This is a genomic window from Clostridium sp. AT4, assembly GCF_001517625.2.
Lineage (GTDB): Bacteria > Bacillota > Clostridia > Lachnospirales > Lachnospiraceae > Enterocloster.
This window is the reverse complement of record NZ_LN999828.1, coordinates 1,671,384-1,683,548: the sequence shown is the minus strand read 5'-3', so window position 1 is coordinate 1,683,548 and position 12,165 is coordinate 1,671,384. Positions and strand designations below refer to the sequence as shown.

Sequence of the window (12,165 nt, the reverse complement as noted above, 5' to 3'; positions counted from 1 at the left end):
AGGGAAATGAAAGATATAGAAAACTTAGCTGTAAAAAAATTACTGATCCTGGCGGCCGTTGTGCTTCTTAGCGCTCTGGCCGTCGTAAATCTGAACCATATTTCAAAAATCAGACTGGTCAATCGGACAGGGCAGAGCTTTGAAACGGGAGTGGTCGTACGTATCCTGGAGGACAACATTCAGGAAGACGGCATGAGAGTGGGACAGCAGACGGTGGTTGTGCGGATGACAAGCGGCGAAAAAAAAGGACAGGAGCTTATCACAACCAGCAGCGCCGGATATTTATTTGGAGCGGCGTGTACAGTAGGGATGCGTGTGGTGGTCATTCAAAGCATAGCAGGCGATTCTGTGATCACAAGCGTATATTCCAGGGACAGGACAGCCGTAATGATTGGTTTTGCAGTCCTGTATCTGGCGATTTTATGTATTGTAGGCGGTAAAAAGGGGCTGCGCGGAGCCTTAGGGCTGGTTTTTACGTTTGGTGCAATTGTGTATGTTTATCTTCCGGCTGTTTATCTGGGAAATTCACCGTTTTGGACGGCTGTTTTTATCTGCGCAGTGACCACGCTGGTTACGATGTATCTGATCGGCGGAGCGGGAGAAAAGACACTGTGCGCTACTGTTGGGACGTTATCGGGAGTAATTATTGCAGGCTTCACAGCTACTGTTTTTTCACAGCTTTCCGGAATTACCGGATGGAATGTATCAGACATAGAAAGCCTGCTTACTTTATACGAAACAAATGGGATTAAAATAGGAGGGCTGCTTTTTTCCGGCCTTCTGATCAGTTCTCTTGGAGCCGTTATGGATGTGGCAATGTCTATTTCCAGCGCGATGAAAGAACTCTGCGACCAGAATCCGTCAATTACCAGACTGGAGCTGATGAAGTCGGGAATGCGGGTAGGACGGGATATGATGGGAACAGATTCCAATACCCTGATTCTGGCATTTGCAGGAAGCAGTGTATCGATGCTTCTTATGGATTATGCCTATGATCTGCCATTTCTTCAGATCATCAACTCAAATAACATAGGAATTGCAGTTATGCAGGGGCTTTCCGGCAGTTTTGGCATTGTTCTCAGTGTTCCGGTTACTGTGATATTTGCTGCGTTTGTGTATTGTAGAAAAAAATAAAGAGTGCTTTATGGCAGCGGAAGGAATGTTATCCGCTGCCTTTTTGTAATAAAAAAGTAAGGGAGTAAAATATAAAAGCATGCTATAATGGAGATGTACCAAACAAATATGATGTATTGCAGGAGGAAATGCATATGAATATGATTGGAGGACTGTTTGGAATCCTTATGGCACTGACCATCTGGGCCGGTATGATCGCGCTGTTTTTTTATATTGCATACCGTGTGATACGGACCGCAGTTAAGCATGGAATTATGGATGCCTATGATGAAATCCATAAATAAAACTGTCGGAAACGGTACAGCTGTTCTTCTGGTCTTTCTGGCAGCATGGATATTTTTTTGCCGGATTCCCTCTTTGGGACTGCCGGATGAAAAGGAGGCAGAACTTTTCTCCGGCCCGGATACCAGACGAGAGAAACAGACTGTATGTATAAGACAGGGAGAGCAGCTTGCTGAGCTTTCGGAGCTTCCCGTATATGGACAAACGTATGACGGAGACGGGATGCAGAGCTTGATAAGCTTCCGGCAGGAGTCTGGTATGTGGCGGCAGAAACGGACCGGAAGGGCCGTTATATAGAAGAGCTGGAGCAGTGGGAGCATTTCGGAAGCCAGTTTGTATTCTGTATGATAAAGGAGGAAGCGGCATGAAACTTATATTTAAGCAGAGACTGTTTTCATGGTTTGACAGCTATGATATCTATTACGAAGACGGAACCACTGCCTATACTGTAAAAGGACAGCTTTCCTGGGGACACTGCCTGAAAATATACGATGGTCAGGGACGTGAGGCCGGTATGGTGAAGGAACGTATTTTTACCATGCTGCCCAGATTTGAGCTGTATCTGGGACAGAAATATGCAGGCTGCATCAGTAAGGAGCTGACCTTTTTTAAGCCGCGCTACAGCATTGACTGCAATGGCTGGCAGATTGAAGGGGATTTTCTGGAATGGGATTATAAGATCCTGGATCGGAACGGAAGGCTGGCAGCAGCGGTTTCAAAGGAAATCTTCCACATGACAGATACGTACGTAATTGATGTAGAAGATCAGTGGGATGCACTCTGCGCCCTGATGGTGGTGCTTGCCATTGATGCGGAAAAATGTTCCCGGAATTAGGAGAGTATATGAAGGTTTTAGTCAGCGCCTGTCTTCTGGGCGAAAACTGTAAGTATAATGGAAAGAATAACAGAAATGAGGCGGTTCTTCGTTTTGTAGAGGATAAGGAGGTTATTTCCATCTGTCCGGAGCTTTTAACCGGACTGGGTGCGCCTCGTACGCCTGTAGAGCTGTCCGGAGGCCGGGTGGTAGACAGGGAAGGAAAGGACAGAGATGCCCTGTACCGAAAGGGCGTGGAAATGGCTCTGGAACAGATAAAGGATATGGATATTGACCTTGCCATTCTTCAGTCGCGTAGTCCTACCTGCGGAGTACGCCAGATTTATGACGGTACCTTTACAGGGAGAAAGATTGATGGGATGGGAATTTTTGCCCGTGAGCTGAAAGAGCGTGGAATCCCTCTTATGGATGCAGAGGAGTGTGAAGGATGAGCCTGTACGCCATAGGTGATCTCCATTTGTCCTTTACGGCCAACAAGCCTATGGATATATTTGGAAAAGAATGGAAGGATCATGTAAAAAAGATCGAAAAGAACTGGAATAAGATGATTTCTTCCGGGGATACAGTGGTTCTCGCAGGGGATCACTCCTGGGGGAGAAATTTAAAGGAAGCAGAGGCTGATCTGGAATTTATTGCGTCCCTTCCCGGACGCAAGATTCTTCTGCGGGGGAATCACGATATGTTCTGGGATGCAGGAAGGACAAAAAGGCTGAATGAAAAATATAATGGCCGTCTTTTCTTTCTCCAGAACAATTTTTATTCTTATGGAAATACGGCATTGGTAGGAACCAAAGGATATTGCTATGAGGGAAAGGACAGCCCGGAGCATTTTGAAAAGCTGGTAAAGCGGGAGCTGGAGCGCCTGCGGCTGTCCTATGAGCTGGCTGTGGCAGCAGGCTATACCTCTTTTATTCAGTTTCTTCACTATCCGCCTACCAGTATTGGAGAAGAGGAAAGCGGTTTTACCCGGATGGCGCTAGAATATGGGGCAGATCAGGTGATTTACGCTCATTGCCATGGGAAAGACCGCTTTCAGGACAGTTTTCTGGGAAATGTAGACGGGGTGAATTACCGTCTGGTGTCCTCTGATTATCTGAAATTTAAACCGGAACGGATTCTTCCTTAATCAGGTGCCTCTTCTGTCTGTTTCAGGCTCTGCATATACTGATGCATGGATTCGGCCACAATTTTACTGTGGGCTACGGCTTCCACCACTGTCCGCGCACCGTTTACCACATCTCCGGAGGCAAAGATGCCGGGACGGGTGGTATGACCGGTTTCATCTGCCACCAAAAGACCTTTGGCATCAGCAGCCAGTCCCTCAGTGGTGTTGACAATCCGGTTCTGTGGACCCTGACTGATGGAAATAATCACGCTGTCAGCGGGGTAAAGGGTTTCGCTTCCGGGAATTTCGGTGAGACGGCCTTCTTCATCCTCGGCCATATCCTTAAAGATTACTCCTTCATCTGTGATTTCCACAGGAGCCTTGTTGTATTCAAACTGAACTCCCTCCAGCTGGGCATAGCTGAATTCATGGTGGCTGGCTGCCACCTTTTTTGTGATGGAAAAGCAGGTCAGATAGCGTACGCCTTTTCGGATGGCGGTTCTTGCCACATCCATAGCGGCATTCCCCGCTCCGATCACAATAACCCGTTCGCCCAGGCAGTAACTGTCAGGATTATTCAGATAATTGATTCCAAAGTGCACATGTCCCAGCGTTTCGCCTTTGATATGAAGGGCATTGGGCTTCCATACACCGGTTCCTACGAAAATAGCTTTATAGCCGTCGCGGAAGAGGTCGTCAATACCGATTGCCCCTCCGATATGGGTGTTTGGCCGGAATTTGATGCCTTTCAGATCCAGATGGCGGTATTTGAAATCGTCCAGAACAGACTTTGGAAGGCGGAATTCAGGAATGCCGTAGCGCAGTACGCCTCCGATCTGGTCCTTACCCTCAAAGATAGTCACATCATAGCCGTACCGTGCCAAAATCACTGCGATGGTCAGGCCGGCAGGGCCGGAGCCGACGATCGCTGCACGGATGCCGTTTGATGGAGCCGGCCCCTTTGTCATTTTGTTGGCATAGGTGGTGGAAATATAGCTTTCAATGGTTGAAAAATGGACCGGAGCACCCTTGCGTCCCAAAACGCAGTGGCCCTCGCACTGATTTTCATGGTTGCAGACCAGACTGCACACAGTGGTCAGCGGATTATTTTCAAAGAGCATCTGCCCGGCCTCATCTAATTTCCCTTCCTTTAAGAGGCGGATCACCTGGGGAATCGGAGTGCTGATGGGGCAGCCCTTTTGACACTGGGGAACTTTGCAGCCAAGGCAGCGGCTGGCTTCATCCATAACATGTAATGCCATATTGATTTCCTTTCTACTTTTTTTCTATCTTATCATAAAAGAAAATCTGTTGCCAGTGCATAATGGCATGTATCTGATTCTGATACGAATGATAAAAAATGCACAATCTTAAAAGCATGACACAAACGTTTGGGTAAAAGTTTCACAAAGTATCCCCGGTCTGTGTTACTATGAAGACAGAAATAAAAATATAAGAACGGGAGAGGTATCATTATGAGCAGACAGTTATTTTACAATGGACGTGTATACAGGGATCATCGGTTTGAAACGCTCTGTGTTCTTTCTGAAAATGGTGTGATCACCGAGATCGGAGAATGGATTTCTGCTCCTGAGGCAGAGCGCATTGATTTAAAGGGACGCCGTCTGGTGCCGGGATTTTTAGATATCCATACCCATGGTGCCGCTGGGGTGGATGTAAACAGCGCAGACCCTGATGGATATGAGAAGATCAGCCGCTTTATGGCATCTCAGGGTACAACTGGCTGGCTGGGTTCTGTGCTCACAGATACGAGGGAGCAGACACTGACCTGTATTGAAGCATATAAACAGTGGAAGGGCATGGAACACAAAGGCGCCGCCATGATGGGGATCCATCTGGAGGGTCCATTTTTAAGCCCAGAGTATAAGGGCGCTATGCCGGAGCATCTGCTGCAGAGTAAAAATATTCCTCTGATCGAGGAATACCAGAAGGCTGCCCAGGGGGAAATACGTTACATTACGGTTTCGCCTGAGGTAGATGGCATGGTAGAGGATATCCCCAAATTAAAGGCTCTTGGCATCCAGGTAGCCATCGGCCATTCTGGGGCAGATTATGATACGGCCAGAGCGGCCGTTGCAAATGGAGCAATGGCGTCGACCCATACAGGAAATGCAATGAAGCTGCTCCACCAGCATTTTCCTGCCATCTGGGGAGCGGTGCTGGAGGATGACCGTGTTTACTGCGAGGTGATCTGCGACGGCCGCCATCTGCATCCGGGAACGGTGCGCTTGATCTTAAAGACAAAGGGGCTTGAGCGGGTAGTAGCTGTGACTGATTCGATCATGGCTGCGGGTCTGCCGGATGGAGAGTATCGCCTGGGCGTTAATGAGGTTGTGGTCATTGACGGGGATGCAAAACTGAAAGAGAATGGTACACGGGCAGGAAGTACCTTGACTTCGGGAAAAGCACTGAAAAATCTGATCGCCTTTACAGGGCGGCCGGCGGAGGAGCTTATTCCGCTTCTCACAGAAAATCCGGCAAAGCTTCTGGGCATGGATGGCCAGAGGGGATTTATCCGCCAGGGACTTTTCGCAGACTTTGTGGTGTTGGATGAGAATGATGGGGTAGAAGAAACTTATGTACAGGGACGGCGTGTTTTTTAAAATTTCCTGACATTTATTATAATTTCGTCAGAAATGTGTAAGTTGGCAATCCGAAACGCCTGTGCTATACTGTAAATGTGCTCAGACAGAAGGTGCACAGCAGAGATAGGTGAGAGGATGATTCGGATGAATACAGGACGAAAATGGTTTATAAAAGCAGCAGCTCTTGCCTGCGCGGCGATGCTTATGACTCCCCTTACAGCCTTTGCAGGCTGGCAGAAAGAGGGAGATACCTATGCGTATTATGAAGAGGATGGCACCCGGGTGGTCAATGACTTCCGTAGATCAGGCAATCAGTGGTTTTACCTGGATGAAAACGGCCATATTTTAAAGAACTGTCAAAGGGAAATCAACGGAAAGCTTTATACATTCAATGAAAGAGGCGCTATGGACTCAAGTCCTTCCCGCAGATCAGGGGAAGGGAGTAAAAGCAGTGTATCAGGCTCTTCTTTTACAGCTATCAGCAGCCGGCAGCAGTATTTAAACAAAACAGCAAATCCCTATATGAACAATCAGACAGTTCAGTGGTTTAATGCTGCCTGTGCGATTCTTACCCGGCACAATGCCGGCAATATCCGTGCCTTTGGCGGTGGCTTAAAGCTTGCGGGAAAGGAAGAGAACGGCGAGGAGATGGATAGGGCGGCAAAAGATCAGAATCGTCAGATGTTAAAGACCAGCTGGGGGATCACAGACCGTTCTTCGGCAGACCGTGTTTTACAGGAGCTTTTATCGTCGGCATCAGCAGAAAATTCTGCCTATGATTACAGCAGGGCCATGTCCAATCTGGGTTTTTATTATCTGGCGGATTATTATACAGAGACAGAAGCTTTGGATCGGGCGTTAGAGGTGGCAAAGGAAATACAGAAGAGCTTTTCTTCCTGGGAGGAATTTGTAGAGGATTATCTGAAGGGCTATGAAGAGCGTTCCGGTGACAGCTCAAAAGAGAGAAGAGAAATTTATGAAAATCTGAAAGCAAGTCAGTGGAATCCTTATGAGGTGGACTGGAATTTAAAGCTTAAAAAGAGCTGGTAAGAGGCTTTATACAGGATAGGAAAGAGGATCACCCCTCAGGGCGGAATGGAAAGACCAGTCTGAGGGGTGATTTTTAAGCATATGATGTTATACAGTTCTGGATTTTGCGATATATACCGGGAAGGTGTCTGAACCCTTTAATTCCTTATCGGCTGTAACCGTCACGTTCTTATCGGTGATCACATATTCAAGATCAGCGCCTTCTTCGATTACAGTATCCTGCATAAGAACGCAGTTTTTTACCCTTGCGCCCTTTGCGATTTTTACACCGCGGAACAGGATAGAGTTTTCTGCTTCTCCCTCGATTACACAACCGTCCGCTGCCATGATATTATTTGCACGGGAGCCGTTGATGTAGCGGGTGGGGGTGTCATCACGGATCTTTGTATATATGGGACTGGGGGAAAACAGAGCATCCAGATTTTCATCATCCAGCAGCTTCATGTTTTCGTCAAAGTAGCTATTCATATCACAGATCCGGGCGGTATAGCCGTCAAAACGGAAGGATCGGATATCCAGTTTGTCAATCTGCGGCGCTAAAATGTCGCGTTCAAAATATACATAGCCGCGGATAAAGGCTGTATTGATGAGATCGATCAAGAGTTCTCTTGACATAATGCAGATATTTAAGTAGAAATTCTGATTTCCGGTCTCCTTGGCGTTGATATAGATTTTGGAAACCTTGTCGCCAGCCAGGCTTAATGTATAGTACAGTGCAGAACTGTTCACAGGTGATCCCAAGAGACCTGCGGGAAGAGGTTCTTCCTTGTAAGCCATGGTTACGTCGGCTTTGCTGGCTTCATGAGCTTCTATGAGAGCGTTGAAATCAAAGTTTAACGCAATATTGGCATCAGCCAGAACTGCGTATTTTTCCTTCTGATCCTTCAGATAATCAATGATGCTTGCAAGTGCCTCAACACGGCCGTTGTAAACCTTTACGGTTTTCTCCGCATAGGGAGGAACGATATTGAGTCCGCCTTTTTTACGCACCAGATCCCACTCACGGCCGGAACCCAGATGATCCATCAGAGAGTGGTAATTATTTCGGACGATCATGGAAATGTTGTCAATGCCGCAGTTTGCCATGCTGGACAGGATAAAATCAACCATACGGTAACGGCCGGCAAAGGGAATGGAGGCCATCAGACGCTCGCCTACCAGTTCGGGAACCAGAGGATCATAGCTGTTTGGGAAAATGATGCCCAGAGCATCAGAGTTGGAGTTTACCATTGTTCTTCACCGCCTTCTATATTTTTTGTCACCATAGCATTTGGATCGATTTTTGCCTCTGCTCCGATAGTGATTCCGGAGCCGATGGTAGCTACACCATTTCCAGAAGCGTCAGGCATAGAGCCTACAACTGCATGTTCGCCAATTTCTACATTTTCAGCTACAATACAGTGGCGCACCACAGCACCGGAACGGATGACAGTTCCGCCCATTACAACAGCATCCTCTACAACGGCGTCTTTTTCTACCCGCACGCCTGCGAAGAGTACGGAGTGGCGTACGGTGCCTGCAATACGGCAGCCGTCGGTGATCATGGAGTTTTCTACAACGCCTCCGTCTGAAATCTTGTGTCCGGTCATACCGCTGTTACGGCTATAAATCTTCCAGTTTTCGTCAAACAGGTTGATGCCGCTGTGCTCCGGATCCAGAACCTCCATATTGGCCTCCCAGAGAGAAGGGATCGTTCCTACATCCTTCCAGTAGCCGTCAAAGTGGTAGGCGTACATCCTGCGTCCGTCCTTTAAGAGATTAGGGATGATATTGTTGCCGAAATCATTTTCAGAATCCGGATCTTCCTCATCTTCAATGAGATATTTTCTTAAAATATCCCAGTTAAAGATATAGATACCCATAGATGCCAGATTGGATTTAGGATTTTTGGGTTTTTCCTGGAATTCGGTGATGCGGTCGTTTTCATCCGCTACCATCAGGCCAAAGCGGGAAGCATCCTCCCAGGGGACTTCCATGACAGCCACGCTGAATTCCGCATTCTTTTCCTTATGGAAGCGGAGAAAATCGCTGTAATCCTGCTTACAGATCTGATCGCCGGAAAGGATGATCACATACTGGGGATCATAGCGTTCAATAAAGGATATATTCTGATAAATTGCATTGGCTGTACCCTTGTACCAGTCCGAGCCGGAGGCTTTCTGATAGGGCGGAAGCACATGAACTCCGCCGTGAAGGCGGTCCAGATCCCAGGGCTGTCCATTTCCGATATATTCATTCAGTACCAGAGGCTGATACTGGGTCAGGATACCTACTGTGTCAATTCCTGAATTTACGCAGTTTGACAGCGGAAAGTCGATAATACGGTATTTTCCGCCAAAAGGAACGGCAGGTTTTGCCTGCTTTTGAGTCAGGGCATAAAGCCGTGAACCCTGGCCGCCGGCAAGCAGCATTGCGATCATTTCTTTTGCCATTTCAAATTCTCCCCTTGTATAGTAGTGACGCCTCGGTCCGCAGAACACATAAGCCACTCTGCTTACCGGGCAGCATTCCCAACGAAAAACATTTCAGGAATGTTCTGTTAGAATTGTAGCACAAATCGGTAAAAACGGACAGTATTTTGTAAAAAAGAACATGAATACAATATTCAAAAGACAAAGTGCAAAATCATGCATAATAGAAGATGCTTTAAACAGGCATCCGGTGAAGCAGTTCCTGGAAAGGGATAATGGGTTCTGCATGGCCGGAATGGGGGCCAAGCTGTTTTTCCATCCAGATCATACTGTACCAGCGGTCGAATTTATAGCCGCAGTTTTTAAACATTCCTGCCAGTTCATAGCCCAGATGGCGGTGGAAATCAGCGCTGTTTCTGGTAAGATATTCATCTTCCTTATCCGGCCATGCGATGCAGGCGTAAAGATTGAGGATATTCTGGGCAGTAAGTGCGTGCTCCAGAGCTTCATAGAGTTTTTTTCCAATCCCTGTGCCGCGGGCATCAGTCCGTATATAAATGGAAACCTCAGCGCACCAGTCATAGGCTGCCCGTTCATGAAAAGGGCCTGCATAAGCATAGCCTAAAAGCTGTCCGTCTTTTTCTGCTGCCAGATAGGGGTAGCGCTTTAAGGTGTGGCGGATCCGGCGGGTAAATTCCTCCGCAGTGGGAACCTCATATTCAAAGGTAATGGCAGTATGCTCCACATAGGGACGGTAAATATCAAGGAGAGCCTGGCTGTCAGCGGTGGAAACGGGGCGGATGGTGATGGGTGGTGTGAGTGACATAATGTGTACCTCCGGATAAAACATATGATTTTTTAGTATAGGACGAAAAAAAGATTGTATCAAGTGAAATTTGGCCGAAGAAATAAACTTGCAAAAACAGTTGACAGCCAGCGTGAAACCAGCTATGATACTACAAAAAGAGTACGGCAATAGAGGTGCGGATACTATCAGTACCTGTTTGGAGGCAGCGAAGCCAGGGAAGAGCAGGGAAAGGAGGAGCCGCCGAAATGTACTGCTTTCGCAGGCAGTATGTTGGGGTGCAGTCGAACAGGCTGCACACTCTCACCAAACGGTGGAGGCGCTATTGTTTCATGGATGGATGATTTATGGAGCAGTGGGATGCAAAAACCGCTGCTCCTTTTTTGCGGGCAGAGCCCAGGTGGAATAGATTGCTGTACATAAACAAAAGAAAAGGGGGATCATAAAAATGATCGAATTTCTCAACTGGTTAGACGGCGTCCTGTGGGGGCTTCCGTTAATCGTACTGATGATTTCTACCGGTATTTATTTCACAGTCCGTTCCGGATTCTTTCAGTTCAGGCGCTTTGGCTGGATTTTAAAGAATACCGGTGGCACGATTTTAAACAAAAAAAGCCAGAAGCAGGAGGATAATGCAAAGGGAATGTTAAGTTCCTTTGAAGCAATTTCCACAGCAATCGGCGGTACGGTAGGCTTTGGAAATATTGCCGGTGTGGCTACGGCAGTTGCGGCAGGAGGCCCTGGCGCTGTGCTGTGGATGTGGCTGTCTGCCTGTCTTGGAATGATCTTGAAGCAGGTAGAGGTAACGCTGGGCTGCTATTACCGCCATACCAATGAAAAGGGTGAATATTACGGCGGCCCTACCTATTATATGGAGCGGGGACTGGGAGAGGAGCGCCGCTGGGGAAAGCTGTGGCTGATACCGGCAGTTATTTTCGGCGCAGGTATTTTCTCTACATTCTTTGTAACCTCCTCTACGCTGACTGCTTCCCAGGTGGTAGCAGGAGCCTTTAAAATGGATACGGTGAATATCGGAGGCTTTCAGATTGAGGGCGTTATTCTGGTGGGAGCGGCTCTTTGCGTTCTGACCTATATTGTAACGGACGGAGGCACCAAAAAGATTGCGTCTTTGTTCAGCAAGCTGGTCCCCTTAATGAGCGTTTTCTACATTTTAATGGGAATTGGCATGATTCTGGCAAATCTTTCCAGAGTGCCCTCTGTGTTTGCTGCCATTGTAACAAATGCGTTCACTGGTACGGCAGCCATCGGCGGCTTTGCCGGCTGTGCAGTCAGTGAGATGATCCGGGTAGGTATGGCACGTTCCGTATACTCCAATGAGGCCGGCTGGGGTACTTCTCCCATGATCCATTCCTCTGCCAGAACACCCCATCCTGTTGCACAGGGACTTTGGGGTTCCTTTGAAGTATTTTTTGATACCTTTGTAGTCTGCTCCATCACATCTGTTTCTGTGCTTTTAAGCGGAAACTGGACCAACGGCACAGACGGCGGAACTCTGGCATTAAGCGCCTTTTCCCAGAGTTTTGGTACTGTAGGAAGCCTGCTTTTAGCTTTGATCATGGTTATTTTTACTGTCACCACCTCCGGCGGCTGGTTTACCTACTATCTGTCAATCCTGGAGCACCTTTGCAAAAAGGAAGGCCCCATGAAAAAAGTGATGCTGAAGCTGTTTTACGCAGTCCGTGCGCTTCCGGGCCTTATCTGGACGATTTATCTGGTAAAGACAAATAATCAGGGCTTTATCTGGACCGTGGTAGACATTACTTCTGCCATTCCTACTTTTGTGAATGTGGCTGTGATCCTGCTGCTGTCAAAGGACTATTTCCGTCTGTTAAAGGATTATAAGGCACGGTATCTTGGAGAGGGAACAGCAGAGCCGGATGCCTGCCTGTTCTATGAAGAAAAGCACTGACGAAAGG

Annotated in this window: 12 protein-coding genes and 1 riboswitch; of the genes, 8 read left to right on the top strand and 4 right to left on the bottom strand. The window is 47.6% G+C overall.

The window, feature by feature from the left end; translation table 11 throughout:
- Positions 1–6 precede the first annotated feature (6 nt).
- The 5 genes from BN3656_RS14125 to BN3656_RS14105 all read left to right on the top strand — a co-directional run bounded on the left by BN3656_RS14125 (position 7) and on the right by BN3656_RS14105 (position 3,377).
- Positions 7–1,134 carry a YibE/F family protein gene (locus tag BN3656_RS14125; RefSeq protein ID WP_066549419.1) on the top strand — a complete coding sequence of 376 codons (1,128 nt, stop codon included), beginning with the start codon at positions 7–9 and terminating at the stop codon, positions 1,132–1,134.
- Between the two features lie 134 nt (positions 1,135–1,268).
- Positions 1,269–1,418 (top strand): hypothetical protein, encoded by a 150-nt coding sequence (locus tag BN3656_RS16735; protein WP_167544867.1) that lies wholly within the window; start codon positions 1,269–1,271, stop codon positions 1,416–1,418.
- 362 nt (positions 1,419–1,780) lie between these two features.
- A complete protein-coding gene (locus tag BN3656_RS14115) occupies positions 1,781–2,251 on the top strand; it encodes an LURP-one-related family protein (protein ID WP_066549414.1) in 471 nt (156 codons plus the stop codon).
- An 8-nt stretch (positions 2,252–2,259) separates the two neighbouring features.
- Complete coding sequence (locus BN3656_RS14110) at positions 2,260–2,682, top strand: DUF523 domain-containing protein (RefSeq protein ID WP_066549412.1); 423 nt, start codon at positions 2,260–2,262, stop codon at positions 2,680–2,682.
- A complete protein-coding gene (locus BN3656_RS14105; protein WP_066549411.1) occupies positions 2,679–3,377 on the top strand; it encodes a metallophosphoesterase in 699 nt (232 codons plus the stop codon). Before BN3656_RS14110 ends, BN3656_RS14105 begins: the two co-directional genes overlap by 4 nt.
- Here the strand turns inward: BN3656_RS14105 and BN3656_RS14100 are convergent.
- Entirely contained in the window at positions 3,374–4,618 is a 1,245-nt protein-coding gene (locus tag BN3656_RS14100) for an NAD(P)-dependent oxidoreductase (RefSeq protein WP_066549410.1), read from the bottom strand. The two genes, BN3656_RS14105 and BN3656_RS14100, sit on opposite strands and share 4 nt — an antisense overlap.
- A 213-nt stretch (positions 4,619–4,831) precedes the next feature.
- On the opposite strand from BN3656_RS14100, the gene nagA reads away from it, so the two are divergent.
- Both nagA and BN3656_RS14090 read left to right on the top strand, forming a co-directional pair.
- Positions 4,832–5,980, top strand: a complete 1,149-nt coding sequence (gene nagA, locus BN3656_RS14095) for an N-acetylglucosamine-6-phosphate deacetylase (RefSeq protein WP_066549409.1) — start codon at positions 4,832–4,834, stop codon at positions 5,978–5,980.
- A gap of 126 nt (positions 5,981–6,106) precedes the next feature.
- Entirely contained in the window at positions 6,107–7,012 is a 906-nt protein-coding gene (locus BN3656_RS14090) for a DUF1266 domain-containing protein (RefSeq protein WP_066549407.1), read from the top strand.
- Positions 7,013–7,099: 87 nt separating this feature from the next.
- Here BN3656_RS14090 and glgD read toward each other — a convergent pair whose 3' ends face one another.
- The 3 genes from glgD to BN3656_RS14075 all read right to left on the bottom strand — a co-directional run bounded on the left by glgD (position 7,100) and on the right by BN3656_RS14075 (position 10,249).
- Positions 7,100–8,242, bottom strand: coding sequence for a glucose-1-phosphate adenylyltransferase subunit GlgD (gene glgD / locus BN3656_RS14085; protein WP_066549405.1), 1,143 nt, complete (start codon positions 8,240–8,242; stop codon positions 7,100–7,102).
- Positions 8,236–9,444, bottom strand: coding sequence for a glucose-1-phosphate adenylyltransferase (locus BN3656_RS14080; protein ID WP_066549400.1), 1,209 nt, complete (start codon positions 9,442–9,444; stop codon positions 8,236–8,238). The genes glgD and BN3656_RS14080 overlap by 7 nt, the downstream gene beginning before the upstream one ends.
- Before the next feature lie 214 nt (positions 9,445–9,658).
- Positions 9,659–10,249: a GNAT family N-acetyltransferase gene (locus tag BN3656_RS14075; protein WP_066549398.1), complete on the bottom strand. Its 591-nt coding sequence runs from the start codon at positions 10,247–10,249 to the stop codon at positions 9,659–9,661.
- Between the two features lie 142 nt (positions 10,250–10,391).
- Positions 10,392–10,561, top strand: a riboswitch (Lysine riboswitch).
- A 115-nt stretch (positions 10,562–10,676) separates the two neighbouring features.
- Between BN3656_RS14075 and BN3656_RS14070 the strand changes: the two genes are divergently transcribed.
- Complete coding sequence (locus BN3656_RS14070; protein WP_066549396.1) at positions 10,677–12,158, top strand: amino acid carrier protein; 1,482 nt, start codon at positions 10,677–10,679, stop codon at positions 12,156–12,158.
- Positions 12,159–12,165 lie beyond the last annotated feature (7 nt).